Source organism: Janthinobacterium sp. GW821-FHT03A03, assembly GCF_059421435.1.
On the sequence record NZ_JBWKUZ010000015.1, the window covers coordinates 116,519 to 138,961 of the forward strand.

Annotated in this window: 24 protein-coding genes; 6 read left to right on the forward strand and 18 right to left on the reverse strand. The window is 66.6% G+C overall.

Annotated features, from left to right (window positions below; all coding sequences use genetic code 11):
* Positions 1-69: 69 nt before the first annotated feature.
* From AC07VI_RS22225 to AC07VI_RS22235, 3 genes are all read right to left on the reverse strand, one after another.
* On the reverse strand, positions 70-1,446 hold the full coding sequence (locus tag AC07VI_RS22225) for a tetratricopeptide repeat protein (protein ID WP_086145513.1): 1,377 nt from the start codon (positions 1,444-1,446) through the stop codon (positions 70-72).
* Between the two features lie 205 nt (positions 1,447-1,651).
* On the reverse strand, positions 1,652-2,281 hold the full coding sequence (locus tag AC07VI_RS22230; protein ID WP_086145470.1) for a 3'-5' exonuclease: 630 nt from the start codon (positions 2,279-2,281) through the stop codon (positions 1,652-1,654).
* An 84-nt stretch (positions 2,282-2,365) separates the two neighbouring features.
* Positions 2,366-3,616 carry an Hsp70 family protein gene (locus AC07VI_RS22235; RefSeq protein ID WP_086145469.1) on the reverse strand — a complete coding sequence of 417 codons (1,251 nt, stop codon included), beginning with the start codon at positions 3,614-3,616 and terminating at the stop codon, positions 2,366-2,368.
* A 177-nt stretch (positions 3,617-3,793) separates the two neighbouring features.
* On the opposite strand from AC07VI_RS22235, the gene AC07VI_RS22240 reads away from it, so the two are divergent.
* Complete coding sequence (locus tag AC07VI_RS22240) at positions 3,794-5,080, forward strand: hypothetical protein (protein WP_492993953.1); 1,287 nt, start codon at positions 3,794-3,796, stop codon at positions 5,078-5,080.
* A gap of 267 nt (positions 5,081-5,347) precedes the next feature.
* Positions 5,348-6,385, forward strand: a complete 1,038-nt coding sequence (locus tag AC07VI_RS22245) for a LacI family DNA-binding transcriptional regulator (protein ID WP_253251923.1) — start codon at positions 5,348-5,350, stop codon at positions 6,383-6,385.
* A 191-nt stretch (positions 6,386-6,576) separates the two neighbouring features.
* Here AC07VI_RS22245 and AC07VI_RS22250 read toward each other — a convergent pair whose 3' ends face one another.
* The gene (locus AC07VI_RS22250; RefSeq protein WP_086145466.1) at positions 6,577-6,996 is read right to left on the reverse strand and encodes a YidB family protein; all 420 of its coding nucleotides are present in this window, start codon (positions 6,994-6,996) and stop codon (positions 6,577-6,579) included.
* Positions 6,997-7,256: 260 nt separating this feature from the next.
* On the opposite strand from AC07VI_RS22250, the gene AC07VI_RS22255 reads away from it, so the two are divergent.
* The 3 genes from AC07VI_RS22255 (at position 7,257) to AC07VI_RS22265 (ending at position 10,023) form a co-directional block, all read left to right on the forward strand.
* Complete coding sequence (locus tag AC07VI_RS22255) at positions 7,257-7,469, forward strand: hypothetical protein (RefSeq protein ID WP_492993951.1); 213 nt, start codon at positions 7,257-7,259, stop codon at positions 7,467-7,469.
* A 244-nt stretch (positions 7,470-7,713) separates the two neighbouring features.
* A complete protein-coding gene (locus AC07VI_RS22260; protein WP_492993949.1) occupies positions 7,714-8,232 on the forward strand; it encodes a DUF6328 family protein in 519 nt (172 codons plus the stop codon).
* Positions 8,233-8,805: 573 nt separating this feature from the next.
* Positions 8,806-10,023: an MFS transporter gene (locus AC07VI_RS22265; protein WP_086145465.1), complete on the forward strand. Its 1,218-nt coding sequence runs from the start codon at positions 8,806-8,808 to the stop codon at positions 10,021-10,023.
* 49 nt (positions 10,024-10,072) lie between these two features.
* Here AC07VI_RS22265 and AC07VI_RS22270 read toward each other — a convergent pair whose 3' ends face one another.
* From AC07VI_RS22270 to AC07VI_RS22295, 6 genes are all read right to left on the reverse strand, one after another.
* A complete protein-coding gene (locus AC07VI_RS22270; protein WP_157792395.1) occupies positions 10,073-10,771 on the reverse strand; it encodes an aspartate/glutamate racemase family protein in 699 nt (232 codons plus the stop codon).
* Between the two features lie 69 nt (positions 10,772-10,840).
* Positions 10,841-11,743, reverse strand: coding sequence for a hypothetical protein (locus tag AC07VI_RS22275; RefSeq protein WP_086145463.1), 903 nt, complete (start codon positions 11,741-11,743; stop codon positions 10,841-10,843).
* A 42-nt stretch (positions 11,744-11,785) separates the two neighbouring features.
* Positions 11,786-12,307, reverse strand: a complete 522-nt coding sequence (locus AC07VI_RS22280; RefSeq protein WP_492993946.1) for a hypothetical protein — start codon at positions 12,305-12,307, stop codon at positions 11,786-11,788.
* A gap of 84 nt (positions 12,308-12,391) precedes the next feature.
* Positions 12,392-13,306 carry a hypothetical protein gene (locus AC07VI_RS22285; protein ID WP_492993944.1) on the reverse strand — a complete coding sequence of 305 codons (915 nt, stop codon included), beginning with the start codon at positions 13,304-13,306 and terminating at the stop codon, positions 12,392-12,394.
* A gap of 52 nt (positions 13,307-13,358) precedes the next feature.
* On the reverse strand, positions 13,359-14,894 hold the full coding sequence (locus tag AC07VI_RS22290) for a hybrid sensor histidine kinase/response regulator (RefSeq protein WP_086145460.1): 1,536 nt from the start codon (positions 14,892-14,894) through the stop codon (positions 13,359-13,361).
* Positions 14,895-14,905: 11 nt separating this feature from the next.
* Positions 14,906-15,736 carry an alpha/beta fold hydrolase gene (locus AC07VI_RS22295; RefSeq protein ID WP_492993941.1) on the reverse strand — a complete coding sequence of 277 codons (831 nt, stop codon included), beginning with the start codon at positions 15,734-15,736 and terminating at the stop codon, positions 14,906-14,908.
* A 231-nt stretch (positions 15,737-15,967) separates the two neighbouring features.
* Between AC07VI_RS22295 and AC07VI_RS22300 the strand changes: the two genes are divergently transcribed.
* A complete protein-coding gene (locus AC07VI_RS22300; RefSeq protein ID WP_492993939.1) occupies positions 15,968-17,230 on the forward strand; it encodes a PepSY-associated TM helix domain-containing protein in 1,263 nt (420 codons plus the stop codon).
* Here the strand turns inward: AC07VI_RS22300 and mdcH are convergent.
* The 8 genes from mdcH to AC07VI_RS22340 are packed head-to-tail and all read right to left on the reverse strand — an operon-like array spanning position 17,227 to position 22,393.
* Positions 17,227-18,162 carry a malonate decarboxylase subunit epsilon gene (gene mdcH, locus AC07VI_RS22305; RefSeq protein ID WP_086145458.1) on the reverse strand — a complete coding sequence of 312 codons (936 nt, stop codon included), beginning with the start codon at positions 18,160-18,162 and terminating at the stop codon, positions 17,227-17,229. The genes AC07VI_RS22300 and mdcH overlap by 4 nt on opposite strands.
* Positions 18,159-18,767 carry a malonate decarboxylase holo-ACP synthase gene (locus AC07VI_RS22310; protein WP_099420668.1) on the reverse strand — a complete coding sequence of 203 codons (609 nt, stop codon included), beginning with the start codon at positions 18,765-18,767 and terminating at the stop codon, positions 18,159-18,161. Before AC07VI_RS22310 ends, mdcH begins: the two co-directional genes overlap by 4 nt.
* On the reverse strand, positions 18,767-19,531 hold the full coding sequence (madM, locus tag AC07VI_RS22315; protein ID WP_492993937.1) for a malonate transporter subunit MadM: 765 nt from the start codon (positions 19,529-19,531) through the stop codon (positions 18,767-18,769). Before madM ends, AC07VI_RS22310 begins: the two co-directional genes overlap by 1 nt.
* On the reverse strand, positions 19,524-19,937 hold the full coding sequence (gene madL, locus AC07VI_RS22320; protein ID WP_086148536.1) for a malonate transporter subunit MadL: 414 nt from the start codon (positions 19,935-19,937) through the stop codon (positions 19,524-19,526). Before madL ends, madM begins: the two co-directional genes overlap by 8 nt.
* A gap of 54 nt (positions 19,938-19,991) precedes the next feature.
* Complete coding sequence (gene mdcE, locus AC07VI_RS22325) at positions 19,992-20,804, reverse strand: biotin-independent malonate decarboxylase subunit gamma (RefSeq protein ID WP_099375429.1); 813 nt, start codon at positions 20,802-20,804, stop codon at positions 19,992-19,994.
* Entirely contained in the window at positions 20,801-21,655 is an 855-nt protein-coding gene (locus AC07VI_RS22330; RefSeq protein ID WP_492993934.1) for a biotin-independent malonate decarboxylase subunit beta, read from the reverse strand. The genes mdcE and AC07VI_RS22330 overlap by 4 nt, the downstream gene beginning before the upstream one ends.
* Positions 21,652-21,960 (reverse strand): malonate decarboxylase subunit delta, encoded by a 309-nt coding sequence (locus tag AC07VI_RS22335; protein WP_086148539.1) that lies wholly within the window; start codon positions 21,958-21,960, stop codon positions 21,652-21,654. Before AC07VI_RS22335 ends, AC07VI_RS22330 begins: the two co-directional genes overlap by 4 nt.
* Positions 21,947-22,393 (reverse strand): triphosphoribosyl-dephospho-CoA synthase, encoded by a 447-nt coding sequence (locus tag AC07VI_RS22340; protein WP_494808820.1) that lies wholly within the window; start codon positions 22,391-22,393, stop codon positions 21,947-21,949. Before AC07VI_RS22340 ends, AC07VI_RS22335 begins: the two co-directional genes overlap by 14 nt.
* Between the last annotated feature and the right edge of the window lie 50 nt (positions 22,394-22,443).

The window sequence follows — 22,443 nt, forward strand, 5'->3', positions numbered from 1 at the left end:
TCTCATGCTCCATGCCCCGTCGATGGGCATTCTGAACGGCAATTATCGCATGGGTGCCGCAGCGCCGCATCAGGCGCGCGGCGGGTGCGCCTGGCGCCATTGCCGCGCCAGTTCCTGCGCCTCGTGCAGGGCATCGGGCGCCAGCCTGCCGGCCGTGGCGTCCCTGGCGCCGCCCGCCGTGCCGTCGCCGCCGTCGGCCGACAGCGCCAGCCACATGTAGGCGCGCACGGCATCCTTGTCCACGCCGCGGCCGCCGTTGTACATGCCGCCCAGGTTGTACTGGGCCAGCGCATGGCCCTGCTCGGCCGCGCGCGCGTACCAGTGCACGGCCAGGCCGTCGTCCTGCGGCACGCCATGGCCGTTCGCGTACATCACGCCCAGGTTATTCTGCGCGCTGGCGTCGCCTTGCTCGGCGGCCGTGCGGTACCAGCGCACGGCGCAGGCCTCGTCGCGGCTCACGCCCTGGCCGTTGGCGTACATCACGCCCAGGTTGAACTGGGCGTTCGACGCGCCCTGGGCGGCGGCCCGGGCGTACCATTCGAGCGCCTGGTGCAAGTCGCGGGCGATGCCGCGTCCGCCCGCGTACATGCCGCCCAGATTGTATTGCGCCATGCAATGGCCCTGCAGGGCGGCGCGGCGGTACCAGGCGACGGCGCGCGCCTCGTCCTTGTCCACGCCCTGGCCCCGCGCCAGCATCACGCCCAGGTTGAACTGGGCGTCGGCATCGTCCTGCTCGGCCGCGCGCTGCAGCCAGGCAAAGGCGCGCAGCTGGTCGGGCGCCACGCCCCGGCCTTCCGCATACGCGACGCCCAGTTGCCGCTGCGCCACCGCCAGGCCTTGCGCGGCCGCCTGGCGGAACCAGGCGACGGCCTGCGCATCGCTTTGCGCCACGCCCTGGCCCCGCTTGTAGACGAGGCCCAGGTTCAGCTGCGCCTGGGCGTCGCCCTGCAGGGCCGCCTTGCGGAACCAGGCCAGGGCCAGCGCATCGTTTTTTTTCGCGCCCAGGCCCTGCGCATAGGCTTCGCCCAGCAGCGACTGCGCGCTGGCCACGCCCTGTTCGGAAGCGCGGTAAAACCACGCCAGGGCCAGCTCGTCGCTTTGCAGCACGCCGCGCCCCTTGCGGTACATCTGCCCCAGGTTTTGCTGCGCCGAGGCATCACCCTGGGCCGCCGCGCGGCGGAACCACAGCACGGCCTCGTCGTCGCTCTGCGCCACGCCGCGCCCGTGGTAATACAGGGCGCCCAGGTGATTCTGCGCGAAGGCCAGCCCCTGCAGCGCCGCCAGGCGCAGCCAGACGAAGGCGCGCGCGTCGTCATGCGGCACGCCCTCGCCCTTCTTGTACATCAGCCCCAGGTTGAACTGGGCATAGGGATTGCCCTGCTCGGCCGCCGTGCGAAACCAGATGTATGCCTGATGGCTATCTCTGGCAGTATGGTGCTTGTCCATGTGCGCCCCCATCCACATTGCGCTTGCCGGCAGCACGCGCAAAACGGCGGCCCGGGGCGGCGAAATCGTGTGTTGCTTAAATTGTAAATTCGATGGGCGCGAAGGACTTGAGCGAACTCAAAAGAAATAACAAAATTATATCAATTTGATGAGTCCGCTTGGGGGGCATGGGATAGTGCACGCCGGAACCGGCGCGCGGCGGCCACTATCGGCGCGACGGGTGCTTTTGCAGGAATTGCGGCACTTTCGCCGCCGCCAGCTTGTTCAGCGACACGAGCAGGTCGGCGTCGAGGTCGGCGATGCCGTAGTTGCTGCGCAGGTGGCGGCCGATATGAATCAGCACTTGCGCCGCCACTTCCGCATCGGACTCGGCCCTGTGGGCGGCGCTCCTGAAGGCGATGCCCAGCTGGCCAGACAGCAAGCCCAGCTTGTAGCTGGACAGGCCGGGAAACACGCGGCGCGACAGTTTCAAGGAACACACGAGCGACGCGTGCGCCGGCGTCAGGTTCAGCCTGGCGCTTTCCGCGCGCAGGAATTTTTCATCGAAGCTGGCATTGTGCGCCGACAAGGCGTCGCTGCCTATAAAGTCGAGCAACTGCGGCACGACTTCGGCCACGGGCGGCGCCTGGTCCACCATGGCCTGGGTGATGCCCGTCAAGCCCGTGATGAACGAGGGAATACGCGCATTGCAGTTGATCAGGGTCACATAGCGGTCCGTGATCTGCCCGCCCTCGATGCGCAGCGCCGCCACTTCCGTGATGCGGTCGCCCATGTCGGGAGACAGGCCGGTCGTCTCGAAGTCGATCATGACGATCGGTTTGTCAAATACATGCATGGGGCGCTCTTTCATGGGTGCAACAGTGGAGGTATCGATACCATGCGCAGGGCAAGGCGCGGCTACGCCGCCATGCACATTTTATCAGCCGAACTTGCGCACGGCGTCCAGCGCCAGGCCCGCGCCGATGCTGCCGAACAAATCGCCTTCGACCTTGCGCGCGGCCGGCACCAGGGCGGCGATCTTTTCGCGCAGCAAGCGCACGCCGGAAGAGCCGCCCGTGAAGAACACGGTGTCGACGGCTTCGGGCGCCACGCCCGCGTCGCGCAGCAGGCGCAGCACGGTTTCTTCCACGGAACCGCACAGGTGGCCGATGGCGTCGTCGAATTGCGCGCGTTTGAGCAGCAGGCTTTGCGCGGGCGACAAACGGTCCAGCTCCAGCTGCACTTCGGCCGCGTCGGACAGGGCAATCTTGCCCTCTTCCACCTTCATGGCCAGCCAGTGGCCGGCCCGCTCGTCGATCAGCGTTTGCAGCCGCTTCACTTTGTCCTGTTCGCGCGCATCGCGGCATACGTCGGCCAGCTGCACCCAGATTTTCTTGGTATAGGCCAGGTTGATCGTATGCCAGGTGGCCAGGTTGAAATAATAGCTGGACGGCACTTCGCTATTGTTGTGCAGGCGGCTGCCATAGCCGAGCAAAGGCATGACGGAAGACAGGCTCAGGTATTTATCGAAGTCCGTGCCGCCGATGTGCACGCCGCCCGTGGCGAGGATGTCGTCGCGGCGCTCGGCCTTCTTCGCCCGCTCGGGCGACAGGCGCACGAGCGAAAAGTCGGACGTGCCGCCGCCGATGTCGGCGATCAGCACCAGCTCTTCCCTGTCGATTTGCGACTCGTAGTCGAAGGCGGCGGCGATCGGCTCGAACTGGAAAGCGACGTCCTTGAAGCCGACGGAACGGGCCACTTCGGCCAGCGTGTCCTGCGCCAGCTGGTCAGCCTGCGCATTGTCGTCGATAAAGAAGACGGGACGGCCGAACACGGCCGAGGTGAATTCGCGGCCGGCGGACTGCTCGGCGCGGCGCTTGACTTCGCCGATGAATTGCGACAGCAGCAAGCGGAACGGCAGCGCGCGGCCGCCCACTTCCGTCTGGCCATCGATGAGACTGGTGCCCAGCAAGCTTTTCAGCGAGCGCATCAAGCGCCCCTCGTAGCCGGCCAGATAGCCGGCCAGCGCCGCGCGGCCAAAACTGACTTCCTCGTCTTCCGCATTGAAGAAGACGACGGACGGTAAGGTCGTCTTGCCATCTTCCAGGCCGAGCATGGTGCTCTGCCCGGGACGCGCCCAGCCTACCGTGGAATTTGACGTGCCGAAATCGACGCCGCAAGCATTGGCCATGTCGACCCTTCCCTGAATAAAGGGGCGTTATGTTATCAGAATGGGCGCCATTGCACCAGAAAAATACTTGCGCCGCTAACCAGACAACAAACTTGCTCTGCATCAAGTACCCGCCGCGCGCAAAAGCTACTCTTGGGAGTGATGCCATGCAACTCGGCAAACTCCCGGAGATCCGTCGTGCCCCTCGCCCCCTTGCGCCGCCTGCTCCCTGACCTGCGCCTGACGCCGGCCGTGGGCCAGGACGCCGGCGGCGCGGACGTGCTGCCCGAGATCGCCACGCTGGCCTGCCAGGCCATCGACGCGCGCTACGACAAGGCGGGCGTGGCGCAGTCCGGCAGCGCCAGCCTGTCCACCACGCGCGGCAGCCTGTTCGGCGACAGCGCCTGCAGCCAGGCCCTGCCCGCCAGCTTGATCTTTAACAATGGCAATTTGCCGCGCAGCTATATCCAGTCCGCCAACACGGGCGTGGCCACCGTCACGGCGGCCGTGGCGGGCGGCCCCTCGGCGCAGACGCGGCTGGAATTCGTCGCGCCCCTGAGCGGCGCCAGCAAGCTGGCCGTGCAGGCGGAACCGGCCGTGCTGCGCGCCAATGGCGCGGGTACCGCCGACAACGCCAGCACCAGCATGAGCACCATCGGCGCCGTGGTGCGCGACGGCCCGGCAAACAACCTCGTCAAGAATGCGCCCGTCGTATTTAGCATCTTGAGCGACCCCAGCGGCAGCTACCTGCGGCAGGCGGGGGCCGTGCCGACGGGCAGCGACGGCCTGGCGCGCGCCAGCTACGTGGCGGGCCCGGCCGACAGCGGCAGGGACGGCGTACTGCTCCAGGCGCGCATCGAGGGCGCCACGCAGGCGGCGCCCACGGCCCTCGTGCGCCTGACGGTGGCGCGCCAGGCCCTGTCGATCAGGCTGGGGACTGGCAATCAGGTGCGCGAATACTTGGCCAGCGTGCTGCAGCAGGAGTTTTCCGTGTTCATCTCCGACAGCGCCGGCAACGCCGTCCCCGGCGTCGCCGTCACGGCCGCCGCCTGGCCCAGCCGCTATGCCAAGGGATATTATGTGTGGCAGCCGGACAAGCCCGAATTCCCCGACACGGGCGTGTGGCGCCTGGCCCTGCCCCACTACAGCTGCGCCAACGAAGACGTGCTGCGCAACGGCATCTACGACGCCGCCTACGACAGCAATGGCAACGGCGTGCTGGACCCGGGCATACCACTGACCGTCAGCGCCAGCGGCGTAAGCGATGCCCTGGGCATGGCCACCGTCACCGTCAGCTATCCCCGTAACTATGGTTCCTGGGTGCAAGTGGCACTGACCGTGCGGGCCACGGTGAGCGGCACGGAAGCGAGCGCCACGGCGGCCCTGCCGCTGGCCACGCTGGCCAAGGACTTCAGCGAACGCCGCGTGCCGCCGCCGGGGCGCGACAGCCCCTACGGCAGCGGCCCCTGCGACAGCGCCGATTGAACGGGGAATCGGGCTGGGGCCGCGGCATGCATACCACTTGCCATTAAATCAAATTTTTTGCAACATGGATAAGAAAACAGTCTTGCCATATGGCAATCTTTTACGCTATGCTCATTTCTCCCCGCCCGGGCCGCCACAAGCGGCCGGGCCTGCAGGAATACTTTGAGACAGGTTGCTTGCCAGACCAATATGCGAAAAAAGAATACTGTAGCCCGGACGCCCGGCACCATCCCCGCCACCCGCGTCCCGCCCAGCGCCGGAAGGCGCGTGACCTCGTATGACGTGGCCCTGCTGGCCGGCGTGTCGCAGTCGGCCGTGTCGCGCTGCTTCAAGCCCGGCGCCAGCATTTCGCCGGCCACCCACGCCAAGGTCATGCAGGCGGCCATCCGCCTCGACTACATCCCCAACGCGGCCGCGCGCAGCCTGATCACGCGGCGCTCGAACCTGGTAGCCGTCATCATTTCCAACCTGGCCAATCTGTATTATCCGCAAGTGCTGTCCGACCTGAGCCAGCAGATCGCCCGCCAGGGCAAGCGTTTGCTGCTGTTTACGCTGGAGCGCGAGGCGGACGTCGGCAGGATACTCGGCGATGTGTGGCAATACCAGGTGGACGGCGCCATCGTGGCCGCCGGCCTGTCCGACGAGCAGATGGCCGAGTTCGCCCGCCGCGACGTGCCGCTGGTGCTGTTCAACCGCAGTCCCCGCGAGCACGCCGTGCACGCCGTGCTGTGCGACCAGGCGGAAGCGGCGCGCCTGCTCGTGTCGCGCCTGGCCGAGGCCGGCCACCGCCAGTTCGCCGTCATCGACGGCCCCGGCGACTCGGCCGTTGCCCAGGAGCGCAAGGCGGGCGTGCTGGACCGGCTGTTCACGCTGGGCTTGCCCGCCCCCATCGTCGTCAGCGGCAATTATGATTACGCCAGCGGCGGGCGCGGCTTGCGCAAGGTCATCGACCGCCTGGGCCGCGTGCCGGACGCCGTCATCTGCGGCAACGACATCATGGCCATCGGCTGCCTGGACACGGCGCGCCACCAGATGGGCATCCAGGTGCCGCTGCAGATGTCCGTGGCCGGCTTCGACGCGCTGGAAGCGTCGGGCTGGCTCAGCTACGACATCACCACCCTGCGCCAGCCCGTGCAGAAGATGGCCGCGGACGCCGTCGCCATGCTGGGAGAGTTGATGGAACGGCGCGGCGGCAGCGCCGAGCGGCGCCGCTACTGCTCGTATCTGGTCGAGGGGAGCACGGCAAGGCTGACCTGCGAACCAGCATACATGGCGCAGCGCCTGGGCATGATGGCCGCCGCCTGAAAAACGCCCGTGGCGTTGTTGCCGGGCTTACTCTTGTCCTGCGCCGTACTCGCGGACTGTCTTCCGGGCGGCGCCTGGCCCCGGGCGTTGTGCAGACGTTCCTTCTTCGCATGCAAGATACAAAAAAACATAATCCGCATAAAAAAACCTCGCATCGCTGCGAGGTTTTTTGAGTTCTGCGGCAATGAGTATCAACCGAAGATCTTGCCCTTGAGCATATTCAAGCCCTGGCTGACGAGGTCATTGCCTTCCGGTACCTGACCGTTCGGCGTCAGCTTGTCGATCAGCTGCGGCAGCAGGGCCGCCAGGCCGCCCGAGGCCGCGTCCGGGGCGACGCCCGCTTTTGCGGCGATCTCGGTGATCGTGTCGGCGCCCAGCGCATCCTTGATCTGCTCGCCGGAGACGGGCGCGTTCGCGCCGGTGCCGATCCAGCTGGCCACCTGGTCGCCGAGTCCGCTTTCCTGGAATTTCTGCAGCAGGCCGGGCAAGCCGCCATGCTGGTTGACCAGGTCCATCACGCTGGCCATCAGTCCCGACGGGGCTTCCCCCTCCGCGCCCTTGTTGCCCAAAGCGCTCATTGCCTGTCCTGCAAGTTGGTCTAGCAAACTCATCGTAATCTCCTGAACGCTGTCATTTAGTGCCGCGCGCAGCGGCGTCCGGTTTGGCCGGCGACAATTCGCCGACACGGGCAATAATTATACTATGAATAATTATAATGCCATATTTACAATTTGACGGGCGACTCAAAAACAGGCTCGGCAGCAGCCTCCCACCTCCATCATATTTAGTTCGATACAACATGCAAGCGGAAATTGACGATTTGCAAAACCGTGTAGAATAAATTTTCCTACTTACTGAGGAGTATCAATACATGAACATCAATAAAGCGGTAGACAAGGCCTACGAAAAAAAGACGTTCAAGGAAATCGCCGATGCGCCTGTCGATGCGCTGCAAGGCGTGAGCGAGAAGGATGCGGAGCTCCTCAAGCACGCATTCAATATCAAGACCGTGCGCGACCTGGCCAACCTGAAATACTCGAAGTGGGCGCGCGCCATCGTCACCCTGGCCGATACGGAAGAATAAGAGCGGCCTTGCCCCAGGCCGGCCCGCCAGCGCAGCCCGCCCTTGCCGGCGGGCTTTTTCATGTGGCGGCCACGACGGCGGACAAGCCCGTCTCCACGCCGCGCTCCGCCTGACGCCGCCGCGGCCCGCTGGGGCGGCAAGGCCCAGCCAGGGATCGCGCAATGGCGGCGAAGGTGCGCACGCCCACAGTCGGCGCCGGCGCCCGCGCGTAGACTGGGCGCATTGCCACCATCAGGATGACGCCATGCCGCACGCGCCGCAACAGCACAAGCAACGATACGAGCCGCGATGCAAGCCACAAGGCGAAGCACCGGACGCGCAGCGGCGCGAGGATGAAGGCGACCTGTCCGACCTGCTCAGCGAACTGCGCATCCTCTTGCCCGGCGCGCAGACGCTGACGGCCTTTCTCTTCCTGCTGCCCTTCAATGGCGGCTTCGCGAAGATCGTGCAGGCGGAAAAGATCGTCTTCCTGGCCACTTTCTTCTTTTCCATGGCCAGCCTGGTGCTGCTCAGCGCGCCCGCCATCCAGCACCGCGTCATGCGTCCCCTGCAAGACCGCGAACGCTTCAAGCGCACGGCCGACCGCATCATGATGTGCGGCGCCTTTTGCCTGGCGCTGGCGTTCATCCTCGGCAGCAACCTGGTGATTTCCGAAGTTTTCGGCCACATCGCCGGCATCGTCGCCTGCACGCTGATGGGCTCGCTGACCATCGGCCTGTGGTGGTGGCTGCCCCTGCACCTGAAGCGCGCGCGAAAAATCTAGACGGCCACGCCCCCTGCTCCGGCAAGGTAGAGGGAAAAATCCGCGTCAGCGGACGCAAATTCACCTGCGCCAGGCCGGCCGCAGCGGCGTGCGTTAGCTGGACCTCGGCAGCGCGCGCACGACGCCGGCCGGCGCGTGCTGGCGCACGGGTCACCTGGTCGGACCGCTGCACGCCGGTTTGCGTGCGCGAGCAGGAAGTCACGGCGCGGCTCCACGGCATCTGGGTGACGGGATTGAAAGCGCTGCGGCACGCGCTGGCAAATTAAGAGCATTTCCGCCACAGCCGGGTTTTCTTCGCCGGCCCCGTGGCGGAATCGCATACATTCCGTGTTATCGTTAACAACAAGAGCAAGCGCAGGCGTGTGCAGTGCAGCATATTTTGGCCGCCGCCCGGCAGGACTTGCCCGAATCTTTTACAATATTGTCTGTGGGCAGCTTTTCCAGCCCGAAAAGCGGGGCGGTTTCCTACTCCTTGCCTTTCTTCACTTCGCATCCGGTGGCGCATTGCCACCCCTGCGGCTGAGCCACAGCACGCAACTTCACCAGTTTTATCCTTACCCTGCCAATAAGAACATGCACGCCTCTGTAGATCCATTGATTCCGCGCGTCACCGCGCCTTTTGGCGCCGGATACGCCGACCTGGCCCTGGCCATCGGCGGCCTCGCCATCGGCACGGGCGAATTCGCCTCCATGAGCATCCTGCCCGTCGTGGCCGACGACCTGGGCACGACCTTGCCCCAGATGAGCCACATGATCAGCGCCTATGCGCTGGGCGTGGTCATCGGCGCGCCATTAATCACCATCTTCCTGGCGCGCATGCCGCGCCGGCTGATGCTGATCTGCCTGATGCTGATGTTCGCTGGCGGCAACTTGCTCAGCGCCATCGCCCCCAACTACGGCTTGCTGGTCGTGGCCCGCTTCGTGGCCGGCATCCCGCATGGCGCGTATTTCGGCGTGGCAGCCCTGGTGGCGGCCGCCCTGGCCGAACCGGACCGGCGCGGCCAGGCCGTCGCCCGCGTGCTGATGGGCTTGACGGTGGCAAATATCTTCGGCGTGCCGCTGGCCACCTACATCGGCCAGACCCTGGGCTGGCGCTCGGCCTTTTTGCTGGTCGCCGCGCTGGGTTTATTGACCATGCTGATGGTGCGCATCTTCGTGCCCATGGTCGCTGCCGGCGATTCGAGCCCGCGCCGCGAACTGGGCGTGTTCCGCCGCCTGCAAGTGTGGCTGACCCTGCTGATGGTGGCGATCGGCTTCGGCGGCATGTTTGCCGTCTACACCTTCATCACGCCTACCTTGCTGGAAATCACGAAAGTCTCGCCCCTCGTCATCTCGATCCTGCTGGCCATCATCGGTATCGGCATGACGGTCGGTAATCTGATCGGCGGCTGGCTGGCCGACCGCTCGCGCCTGTGGACGATCTTCGGCGTGCTGCTGTGGAACGTGGCCGCCCTGGCCGCGTTTACTTATACCAGCAGCAATGTCTGGCTGACGGCGATCAACCTGTTCGCCATCGGCGCCGGCATCGCCGTCGCCCCGGCCGTGCAGACGCGCCTGATGGACGTGGCCGGCGACGCGCAAACCGTGGCCGCCGCCCTCAACCATTCCGCCTTCAACATCGCCAACGCCCTGGGCGCCTGGGCCGGCGGCATCGCCATCGCCATGGGCATGGGCTTGCGCTCGACGGGCTGGGTGGGCGCTATGCTGGCCTGCGGCGGCATCGTCGTGCTCGGCATTTCCGTGCTGGTGGAAAACCGCAGCCGGAATCTGGGCGGCGCGCAGCCGGCTTGATGCATTCAACGAGCGGCGGCCCGTTCAGGCTGCCGCTCGTGCGCGAGCGTTAGCCTTCGGCGGCAAACGCCACCGCCGCCTCGCAGTGAATCGCCGTGGTATTAAATAGCGGCAAGTCGACATCGCCCTGCCCGATCAGCAGCGGTATTTCCGTGCAGCCCAGTATCACGCCCTGCACGCCTTGCCGCCGCAGTTTCCCGATGATGTCCAGGAAGATGTTCCGGCTGGCGTCGGTAATAATATTCTGCACCAGTTCCGTATAGATAATGTCGTGCAGGATTTCCTGGTCGGCCGCATCGGGCGTCACCGTCACGATGCCCTGCTGCTCCAGCGCATCGTGATAAAAGCGGCCCGCCATCGTCTGCTTGACGCCCAGCAGGCCGACCTTGCGCACGCCCGCCTCCCCCACCCTTTTCGCCGTTTCCTCGACGATGCTGATAAAAGGCAAGCCGATGCGTGGCACGACGGCCGGCGCGAAACGGTGCGCGCCATTCGCGCACAGCAAAAAGAAGTCCGCACCCATGCCTTGCAGGCGCTGCCCTTGCGTGACGAGGAATTGCTCGATGGCGCGGGAATCGGGCTGCGCCGCGTGCGCGACGAAATCGGCCTGGTCGATGCTGACCAGCATGATGCGCGCGCTGTGCGCGGGACCGATGCGCGCCACCAGCATTTCATTGAGCAAGCGGTAATATTCCAGGGTGGATGCCCAGCCGATGCCGCCGATCAAGCCTATCGTTTTGTGTTGCACGTCAACTCCAATCAAAATGCATGGCGCAAATTATATGTTGAGGCAAGTCAAGCAGACGCGGGGACAGGCTTATGCGATATCAAAACGCTCGCCCGGCAGCGCGCGCGGGCCATAGCGCACGGCGGAGGCATCGTCGGACTTCTTGACAGACTGCGCACCGGACGCCAGATTATCCCGTTCAAACTGGCGCAACTCCCGCAGCAGTGCGTCCAGCTCCGTTTCACGGCAGCGGCGCACCAGCCCTTCCATGGAATACAGGCCATAGGTATCGACCAGCCGGTAAAAGCCATCCGTCATTGCCAGCAGTTGCGATTGCCTGTCCATCTCAAACGCATACTGCCTGGCCTTGAATTCCCCTTGCGGATACATGCACAGTATGCCCGGCGCCGCGTGCAAGTTCTGAAATGCGCGCCGCTCGCGCAGCATCGGCAGCAAGGCCGCGAATACCTGCGCCTTGTCCTCGATACCCTGCGCTGTTAGCTGCGCAATGGCCGCTTTCAGTATGTCCTCCTGCGCATTCTCATAGGGATCGATATCACGCACGTCCCCGGCTGCGTTCGAGACAAACACCTTGCAATCGCCGAGGGCATATATCTGGACAGCGGCGCCGGCGTCACCTTCGACAATACGCGCCCACGTCACGGCGGCAATGGGATAGGCATAGGCAGGAATGTGCGCCAGATCAAGACGCGCCTGCACCTGGCGCTGCAAACCCGCCAAGGCCAGCTTGATGCTGTCGTCCTGGCTCAGTCCGGGCGCGACCACCTCGCTCAACAAGGCGGCAAAAGCCGACACGAACCAGGCGGCATCCCCCGCTACCGTATCGAAATAATTCTTTTCGGACACCGAGCTGGCGCCATCAAAAATCAGGATATCCACGATTCCCGCATTGTGCGCATAAACTGTTATCAGATCTTCATTATTCTTTGCGCCGGCGGCATCGGATACGTGGACAATTTTCATCAGTTGCATGGATTCTTCTATTAAGGATTGTTGGCAAGGCCGGTGCGGCTATCAGCCACCCACGACATCATGCCGGTCTGACGTCGCGCGGCTGTATTCGCCCCCGAACGCAGCCAGGCTCTCCGCCTGCGCCCACAGGCTGGCGATATAGTGGAATTCATCCTCGAACGGCTGCGCAAACTCGGGCACGTCCGTCGCATACTCGCAATTGCGGCTCAGCATGACCAGCCAGTCCGGATAATCGAGCGCCGGGTACAGGCGGGTCAGGATGGCGTCGAGCGACGCCACGCTTTCCCGGCCTGTCAGATAGGCGGCGCGCAATTCGACGAGGTATTTTCCCGCCAGGAACTGCTCACTGAACCGCTGCACACCCCGGTAGCGCTCGATGATGGCCTCGGCCAGCGGCAGCACCTCATCGCGGCCGCGGGCGCTGGCCAGCAGCACGACTTCCAGGTCGTCGCCTTCCTGGTCCAGGCGCAAACGCTCCACGGCCCAGTCGACGCAGCGGTCCGCCGGGCCAAAACCCATGCGCAGCTGGAAAAAGGCAATTTCCAATTCTGTCAGTTGTTCCATGTCTTTCCATTCAATACCGGTGACGGCCATGCCGACACCGGGTGCGCTTCGCTTGCATCCCGTATCGCGGTTGCAAGCATTTGTTCACCGCCTGCCGCTGCCGCGCAAGGCCGACAGCCAGCGCCGCCACCGCCCGGGCACGCCGCCGTTGTCTGCCGATTCGCGCCAGCAGTCGTCATAGGGCCACAGATCATCGTGCGCCTCGGTGCAGCTGACCAGGCATCGCTGCGTCAGCAGCTCAATTCTTTCCGCCAGGGTCAGCGCCGGAAACCGGCCGGCACCTGCCGCATCGGCCCCCTTAGCCGCCAGATCGCACTTTCCATCCACATTGTAAAGCCGCGTATCGCCGACGACATAGTCGCGGCGGAAAGACGTGCGCCATTGCGAATTACTGCCCCACCCATGCGACAGGTCATTGACAGGGCGTCCCTTGCGACGGTCAGCCCAGTACAGCGTCGATGCGTCGGCGATACCGGGCTTGAAAACAGTCGTGCCGGCGCAGACATCGACGCCGCCACGCGAAAACAGCATGTTGCCGAGCATGACGCACGGCCATCGCCACGCCAGGATCGCGGCGGGCGCATGCGCGGACTCAGCGGGCTGCAGTGCGACTATCTCATGATAAAAAGGCGAAAATTGCGCCGGCCGCAGCACCGTCATGCCCAGCGCCTCGACGAAAGCCTCATACCCGGCCAGCGACAGCGGCGGCCCGGCCCAGCCTTCCCCATTGCAGCGCCCCTGCTGCAAGGGCAAGAGCAGCAGCTGGCACAGTCGGCTGAACGCGTGCAATACCCACAATTCCTCCCTGCTCGCCGGCGGAACGGGATTTCCTTGCCTTTGCGCAAATGAGCGCAGCCAGGCCAGTACCTGCGGATGATCGCGCAGCCAGGGAAGGAGCAGGCTGGCATACACGCCATCGCCTGCATAATTGAGCAAGGCATCGTGCAGCGCGCGTACGCCATCGAGCAAGTCAGGCAGATGCCACTCTTCCTCGATCACGCTGCGCGATGATTGTCGCGGACACTGCGGCGGTTGACAATGCATATCTCGCTCACCCCGCCTGCAGCATCTTTTGCAACACCGCATCGAGCTCATAAAAATCCACGGGCTTGGTGAGATGTAAATCAAAGCCCGCGTCGGACGCCATCTTGCGGTCCTTGTCCTGGCCCCAGCCCGTCACGGCCACGAGGATGGCGTGCCGGCCGCAGGGTTCGCTGCGCAGCAGGCGCGCCACGTCGTAGCCGTTCATGTGCGGCAGGCCGATGTCGAGCAAGATCACTTGCGGCAGGAAGGTTTGCGCCGCCGCCATGCCGGCCGCGCCATCGTAGGCCGTGCGCACCTCGTAGCCGAGGATGTCGAGCGCCAGCGCCAGGCTTTCGGCCGCGTCGGCGCTGTCGTCGATGACCAGCACCTTGCCCTCGCGCGTGCCGGCCAGCAGGCGGCGGTCCGGGGGTGCGGCCGGCTGCAGGGGCACGGCGGGCAGCGGCAGGCGCAGCTCGAACGTGCTGCCCTTCCCTACGCCGTCGCTGTGCGCGCTGATACTGCCGCCATGCAGTTCGGCCAGGCCGCGCACGAGCGACAGGCCGATGCCCAGCCCGCCCTGGGCCCGCGACAGGGCCGGTTCCAGCTGCGAAAACAGCTCGAAGACGGTGTCCAGGTGGCCCGGCGCGATGCCGATGCCCGAATCGCGCACGCTGATGCGCACTTCGTCATCCGTGCAGGCGACGGCCAGCCAGATGGCGCCGTTGGCCGGCGTGTACTTGACGGCGTTGGTCAGCAGATTGGCGATCATTTGCGCCAGGCGCGTGGCGTCGGCGTCGAGCCAGACCGGCTGCGGCCATTGCGCCACATGCACCTCGTGGCCGGACTGCGCGGCCAGGCTGGCCACGCAGTGCAGCGCCGCTTCCACCACGGGCGCCAGTTCCACGCTGGCGCGGCGCAGTTCCAGGCGGCCCCGCGTGATGCGCGACACTTCCGTCAAGTCGTCGACCAGGTGCGTCATGTGGCCCACTTGCCGGCCCAGCACGTCGCGCGCCCAGCGCAGCTGCGGGTCGTCCAGCTGCGCCAGGCGCAGCACTTCCAGCACATTGCGGATCGGCGCCAGCGGGTTGCGCAGCTCGTGCGCCAGGGTCGCCAGGAACTCGTCCTTGCGGCGGTCGGCGGCCGCCAGCTGGCTGTTGAGCACGCCGGCCTCCCGGCGCGCCAGCTGCAGCTGCTGCTCGTATTTACGCCGGTCGCTGGCGACAAAGACGGCGATTTCGTCGTAGGCCACGCCGTCGTGCACGCGGCGCACGGCGTTGAACAGCATGGGCAGCGCCTGCCCCTGGCGCTGGCGCATGTCGAGCAGCACTTCCGACACGCTGCCCTGCACCTGCATCAGCGGCAGCCAGTGCGTCTGGTGGAACACGCGCCCGCCGATGCTCAGCAAGTCCTGCAAGGTCTTTTTCCCGATCAGTTCGCCAGCGCCATAGCCGAGCCAGCCGCAAAACGTGGCGTTCGCCTGCACGATGGTGCCGTCGCTGGCGCACAGCAGCAGGCCGCATGCCGCGTGCTGGAACAAGGTACGGGTATCAGGCAGGGAAGGCATCGCGTGCCGCATTACAGCTGCAGGCCGTCGAGAAAGCCCCGGATGGCGCCGTAACTGGCGTCAGGCGCGCTCATGTGCGGGCAATGGCCCACGTTCTCGACTACGTGCAGGCTGCTGTGCGGCAGCATCTCGCGCAAATACTGGCCCACGGGCGGCGGCGCGATGAAGTCGTCGCTGCATTGCACGACCAGGGCCGGCGTGCGGTTGTACGGCAGGATGGCGCGGTGGTCGGACAGAAAAGTGGCTTGCGCGAAATGCCGGGCGATGGCGGGGTCCGTGCGGCAAAAGCTGCTGGCCAGGTCCTCGCCAAGCGCCGGCTGGCCGGGCGCGCCCATGATGGCCGGCGCCATGCCGGCGGACCAGCCCAGGTAATTGCTGTCCATGGCATCGAGCAAGTCGTCGATATCGGCGCGGCTGAAGCCGCCCCGGTAGCCGGCTGCCGCATCGTCGACATAGCATGGCGACGGCGCCAGCATGACTTGCGCGGCAAACAGCTCCGGTTCGGCGATCGTGGCCAGCAAGGCGCTCATGGCGCTGACGGAGTGGCCGACGCAGATGACGGGCCCGCCGCCGACGGCATGGATGACTTGCCGCAAATCGTCGCCATGGGCGTCCAGGCGCGCATAGCGGTCGAAATCATAGGCCGCGAGGTCGGAAGCGCCGCTGCCGACCAGGTCGAACAGCACCGTGCGGTAACGGGGGCGGAACAGCGGCTCCAGGTAGCGCCACATGGTCTGGTCGCAGCCAAAGCCGTGCATGAATACCATCGTGGTCGCCGCACCCGCCTGCGGCGCGGCGCTGCGTTCGCTCACGCGGATATTATTACGGTCTTCTATACGCATGTTCGTCCTGAGTATTGCCACATGGAACTCAAATTAGCATCTTGCTAGCATCTTAGCATGCGCGATTTGACCTTGGGCAACACCATTGGCGCTGGACAAACGCCGCGCCCAGGCGGATAATGAGAACGATTCCCATTATCAAACCACCAGGCCTATGCCTGGCGTTTCCTGTGCGCCGCCATGGCGCCTGCTGGCGGCAGCAAGCCGGTTTTTGTTGAAGGTTTGTACCGCATGCGCGCTTTCTGGACTGTCATACACCGCTGGGCCGGTCTCACCATCGCCCTCTTCCTCATCGTCGCAGGCCTTACGGGCGCCGTCACCTCGTGGGACCATGAGCTCGATGCATGGCTCAACGCCGACATCATGGACACGCCGGGGCGCGGCCCCCTGCAGCAACCATTTGCGCTGGCGCAAACGGTGGCCGCCGCCGACCCGCGCGCGCAAGTCAATTACATGACACTGGGCCTGGAAGCAGGCCATGCGGCCGCCTTCATGGTGCGCCCGCTAACCGATCCCGCCACGAACAAGCCGTTCGTGCTTGGCTACGACACCGTCTACATCGACCCCGTCACGGCGCAGATCACGGGCACGCGCGATTCGACGGCCATTTCCCTGTCGCGCCGCAGCCTGATGCCGTTCTTGCGCCACCTGCACTACAGCCTGCACGTGCCGGCGTTCTGGGGCACGGACCGCTGGGGCTACTGGCTGATGGGGACGGTTGCCCTGATCTGGCTGCTCGACAGCATGGTGGCCCTCTACCTGACCACGCCGCGCCGTTTGCGCCCGCGCGCCCCGGACGCGGCGCCGTGCCACCGCGACGCCGCCAGCTGGCGGCAACGGTGGAAACCGTCGTGGGCGGTGCGCTGGGCGGCCGGCGGCTACAAGCTCAATTTCGACCTGCACCGCGCGGGCGGGCTATGGGCGTGGGCTTTCATCATCGTGATCGCCTTCACCTCGTTCTCGCTGAACCTGTACCGCGAAGTCTTCTATCCCCTCATGTCGCTCGTGTCGACCACCACGCCGGGCCCGTACGAAACGCAGACGCCGACGCCGTACGGCAGCTACATCACGCCCGTGATCGGTTTTGAACAGGCGGTGGGCATTGCGAAAAAGCAAGCTGCGCAGCGCGGCATCACGGCGCCCATCGGCGGCATTTATTATGGCGGCAATTATTCGTTCTACAACGTCTCGTTCTTCGACCCGGCCGACGAATTCGGCGCGGCCGGCATGGGCCTGTCGAACCTGTACGTCGACGGCATGGACGGCAGCATCATCGGCCAGCACCAGCCATGGGAAGGCACGGCCGCCGACGTCTTCGTGCAACTGCAATTCCCCCTCCACTCGGGCCGCATCCTCGGCTTGCCAGGGCGCATACTGATGTCCTGCATGGGCCTCATGGTGGCCATGCTGTCGGTGACGGGGATTGTTATCTGGGAAAGAAAACGCCGGGCGCGCCGGCTGCAGGCGCATAAAAAGACAGTGGCCGCCGATTAAGCGGCGCTATCGCGCTCCCGTCCCACCAGCGCCAGCAGGCTGTCGCCCCGGCTGCCGTCGCAGCAGACGGCCACGCCATCGGTGAAATCGGGCGCCGTCAGCCGCGTCAGCACGCTGCCCGGCGGCATTTCCAGCGCCAGCCGGGCGCCCCGCTCCCACGCCAGGCGCGCGGTAGCGGCCCACTGCACGCGCTGTGCCATGTTGGCGGCCAGGCTGTCGCGGATGCGGGCCGGGTCGAACAGCGCGCGCGCCGCGCTGCTGCTCAGGTAAACAAGCTGTGGCCGGCGCATGGCCACACCGTCGAAAGCCGCGCGCAAGTCCAGCGCGGCGCCTTCCAGCAGCGGACTATGCGACGGCACGCTGACGGCCAGGCGCCTGGCCTTGCCGGCGCCATGCGCCAGGGCCAGCGCCATCACGGCGTGCAGGGCGGGTTCGCTGCCGGCGATGGCGATCTGGCGCGGCGCATTCAGGTTGGCGACATACACGGGCGTGGCGGCGCCGTGCACCCGGGCCAGCAAGGGTTCGAGTTGCGCCAGATCAAGGCCGACGATGGCCGCCATGCCGTAGCCGGCGGGATACGCCTGCTCCATCAACTCGCCGCGCCGCGCCACCAGGCGCACGGCGTCCGCATAATCGAGCGCGCCGGCGATGACGGCGGCCGCATATTCGCCGATGGAAAAGCCGGCCACCATGTCGGGCCGCGCGCCGCGCGCCGCCAGGGAGCGCGCCATGGCCACGCCGGCGATCAGCAGACACAGTTGCGCGGCCCGCGTCGAGGCCAGCGCGCAAGCCGTGTCCAGCGCCAAAGGATCGTGGCCCAGCACGGCCGCCGCCTCGGCCAGGGTTTCGGCCACCGCGGCATCGCCGGGCAGCGCATGCAGCATGCCCGGGTATTGGGCGCCCTGGCCCGGAAAGGTAAACAACACGCTCATGCCGGCTCCCACGGCGTGGCCGTCAGCACGGGCCCCTGATCCGTCTTCAGCAAGACCCTGCCCCGCCCCGCCGCCCACTCGGCATACGCAAAGCCGCCATGGCCCGTGTCGATCTGCAAATCCAGCCGGCACGCGGTGACAGCCGCCGCGATGGCGCGCAGGGCCTCGGCCTGGGCGGCGTCCGGCGGCGCGGCCAGGCGCAGCACGAGATCGAGGTCGCTGTCGGCGCGCAGCACGGGCAAGCCGCTGGCCAGGGCAAAGCCCACGCCGCCCGTCGGCCCCCAGGCCCAGCCCGTGGCGTCGAGCAGCGGCGCTGCCTGCCGCAATGCGTCCAGCGCGGCGCAGGAGAAATCCGGCACTGGCGCGCACGCCAGCATTTCCGGCGTCACGCGGCGCACGACGGCGGCCGCTTCCACCTCGCACGCCTGGCGCTCGCTGCGCTGCAGGCCGCGCAAGCCCACGGGAATGCGCCCGGGCGCGCAGCTGGCGCGCCGCACCACGAGCGGCGCGGCGGCCAGCCACGCGGCATCAAGCCAGGCGGGCAAGGAGGCGCCGTCCGGCAGGCCGGATACCCACAGCAAATCATGCGCGCGCCAGCCGTCCATCAGGCCACCACCGCCTTGACGGCGAAGAACAGCAGCGAAGGTCCCAGCAGACAGCCCAGGCCCGTGTGGAACGTGGCCACCAGGGCGCCATACGGCACCAGCTTGCGGTCGGTGGCGGCCAGGCCCGCCGACACGCCGCTGACGGTGCCGGCCAGGCCGCCGAAGACCATCGCCGAGCGCAGCGTCTTCAGGCGCAGGAAGCGCGCCGCGGCGGGCGTGCCCACCATCACGAGGATGGCCTTGATGAGGCCTGCCGCGATGCTCAGGGCCATGACGTCCGAGCTGGCGCCGATGGCCGCGCCCGTGACGGGGCCGACGATATAGGTGACGGCGCCGGCGCCGATGGTGGTCATGCTGACGGCGTCCGAGTAGCCAAACGCATAAGCGACGCCGGCGCCGACGAGAAACGGCAGCACCACGCCCAGCACCAGCGCCGCGAGGCCGATCAGGCCCGCCTTGCGCGCCTCGGTCGCCTGCACCTCGAAGGCGGTGGCGACGATGGCAAAATCGCGCAGCATGGCGCCGCCCATCAGGCCGATGCCGCCGAACAGCGACAGATCGGCCAGGCCCTTGTGGCCGCCGCTATGCACGCCGCCCCAGTAAGCGAGGCCCAGGCCGATCACGATGGCGATGGCCGAGCCGTGCACGCGGCCGAAGGTCAGGTATTTCGACAGCGCGATCGACAGCAGCATGATCAGGCCGACAAAGGCGAATGCCGTCACCAGGCCATTGTGGATGGCGGCTTTTTCAAAGATTTCAAGCATGACGGTGCTCCTTGACCAACATCAAATCCGCTTCGGCGGCGGCGATGGCGGCCGGGCTTTCGGTGCGATTGATAAGCGAAATGACGGCGCCGCAGACGAGCACGGAAGCGATGGCGGCCAGCACGGCCACCGGCCCGCCGCGCAGCGCCGCGACCACGTCCTGCTGCGCCGCCATGGCCACCACCACGGGAATATACATGGCGCCCCAGTATTCGACGCCCCGCTCCGTCATCTGCGGCAGCCAGGACCGGCGCTGCATGTAGAGCCGGGCGCAGATCAACAGCAGCATGGCGATGCCCACGCCGCCCACGTTGGTCTTGACGCCCATCAGCTGCCCGAGCAGGTCGCCCAGGAAGATGCCGAGCAAATGGCACAGGGCCAGCAGTGCGGTTCCGTAAATGATCATGATTGTCTCCGTTATTGGAATAGGAATGACTTGGTGTCTTCTCTGTTGCTTCGCTTACCACTGCTGCCCCAGCACCTCCCTGACTTTTGCCGACGCCTGGCGGTGCGGCGCGCCCAGGCGGCTGGAAAGATCCCTTTGCGGGTCGGCGCGGATATCGGCCAGCGCCGCCTGCAGGCTGGCGCGCACCTGCGCCAGATCAAGCGCCGACGGCGCGTCAGGCTGCGCCACCCGCAAGGTTTGCCACAGCAGGCCCAGGGTCGCGTAATTCTTGACGTCATAAGCCATCGGTGGAATCGTCGCCGCCAGCGCTTCGAGCGCTGCCACCGTGCGCAGGGTGATGCGCGCCGCCGACGCCTTGCCCATGGCATGCACCATCACTTGCGGATCGTCGAGCGCGATCAGGCGGTTGGCCTGGTAGCCGTGCGCCAGGAACGCGCCCGACATGGCCTTGCCGACGATCAGGCCGATGACGGGATGGCCGGCCAGGCGCGCCTCGGCATACGCCCCCGCCGCGCCGGCCAGCGCCTGGTGGATGCCGTAGGCCTCCTCGCGCCGGCCGTAGGCCTGGCTGGCCACGTCGATGACGGCGACGATGGGCCGTTTCACGGCCTGCGCCTGGTCTTCGAGGACTGCCTGCTGCACGGCGCGCGCCAGCTGCCACGCCTCGACCAGGCCGACTTCTCCCGTGCGGGCGCGCGTAAAACGGTTGTCCGGGTCGGGCAGCACGGCGAGATAGCGCGCCGGTTCGCCGGCCAGCGGCGCGTCGGCCACGCGCACGGAAGGCGGATAGCCGTCCAGCGGCGCAATGTTATTCGTGAGTGCCGCCAGCCAGGCGGCGCCGCGGCTGGAATTGGTGATGGCGTTCATGCTGCGGCTCCTTTGCTGTAGATCAAGCGCACGGCTTCCGGCGTGGCTTGCGGGCCGGCGTCCACTTGCGCCAGGCGGGCGAGAAAGCCTTCTGCCTGGCTGCTCCTGTGCCGCTCCGGCAGGCCGCGCCCGAACAGTTCGGCCACGGTGGCGCGCATCTGCGCCGTGTCGTCCGCCACATAGGCGTCGGCCAGGCCGCTGTGGAAGCGCTGTTCGCCGCCCGTCAGGCTCCATATAAATGGCTTGTTGCGCGAGTCGAATTCGTCCACGCCCGCCTCCTGCTCGATCACGGCGGGGCCATTGAGACCCAGTCGCGCCTCGCGCGTCACGACAACATAGCTGCACAGGCCTGCCGCAATCGACATGCCGCCGTAGCAGCCGACGGTGCCGGCCGTAATCCCGATCACGGGCTGATAGCGGCGCAGGTCGACGATGGCGGCATGGATGTCGGCAATGGCCGCCAGCCCCAGGTTGGCTTCCTGCAGCCGCACGCCGCCCGTCTCGAACAGGATCACGGCGCGCGTCGGCACGCCGTTGCGGTTGTCGCGTGCCGCCAGTTCCAGCGCGCCGGCGATCTTCGCGCCGCCCACTTCTCCCATGCTGCCGCCCTGGTAGGCGCCTTCGATGGCCAGCACCACGGCCGGCTGGCCGTCGAACAAGCCCTTGGCCACCACCACGCCGTCATCCGCCTGGGCCGTGACGCCTTGCTGCGGCAGCCACGGCGACGCGATGCCGCAGAACGGGTCGAGCAATTCGCGCATGCTGCCTGCATCCAGCAAGGCGCGTGCCCGGCTCCGGGCGCCGCGTTCGATGAAGCTGTCGCGCTCCAGCAGTTCCGTCAATGTGCTCATGCCGCCCTCCCCGCTTGCAATTCTTCGTAGGCTTGCTCGATGCGCATGCGCACCACGCCCGGCGTGGCGCCGCAGTCGTTGATGACGATGGTCGCCGCCGGCAGCGGCTCGCCGCCGAACACGCGCAGCAAGAGCGCATCCCAGACGGCGCCCTTGCCGTCGACGGAGGTGTTGACGACGATGCGGGTCACGCCATCGCCGGCGGGCTGCAGCAGCACTTCCAGGTCGCCCGAGCCGACGACGCCGGCCAGGGCGCGCCCCGATGCCGGCTGCCCGGCGGGGAACGTGTAGTTACGCGTCTCCATGCGCTTCTCCTTCTTGTAATCTGTCCAGGAACAGGGTCGCCGCCAGCAGATCCGCTGCGCCGCCCGGCGACACGCCCCGCGCCAGCGCCACCGCTTCCAGCGCCAGCAGCGCCTGCGTGCCGGCATAGGTGGCCGCGCCGCCGGCCGCCAGCACCCGCGCCGCCCCCGCCTGCATCTCCAGCAAGGCCGCCTCGCCGCCGCGCGACAGCACGCAGGTGTCGTCCAGCCGGCTGATAATGGCCAGCAGCGCATTCAGGCGCGCCGTCGTTTCGTTGTCGCCACGCGCCCGCGAGGCGCGCAGCTGCGCCAGCCCGGCGCCCGTCACCAGGGGAAAGCCGGCGCGGGCCTGGCCCCGCGCACCGTCCACCTGGTACTGGCGGCACGCCAGCTCGCCCTTGTTGCCGGTGGCGCCAGGCGCGCCCCGGTCGCGCAAACGGGCCAGCGCGCCGGCCCTGGCTCATATACACATCTGACGCTGCCGAC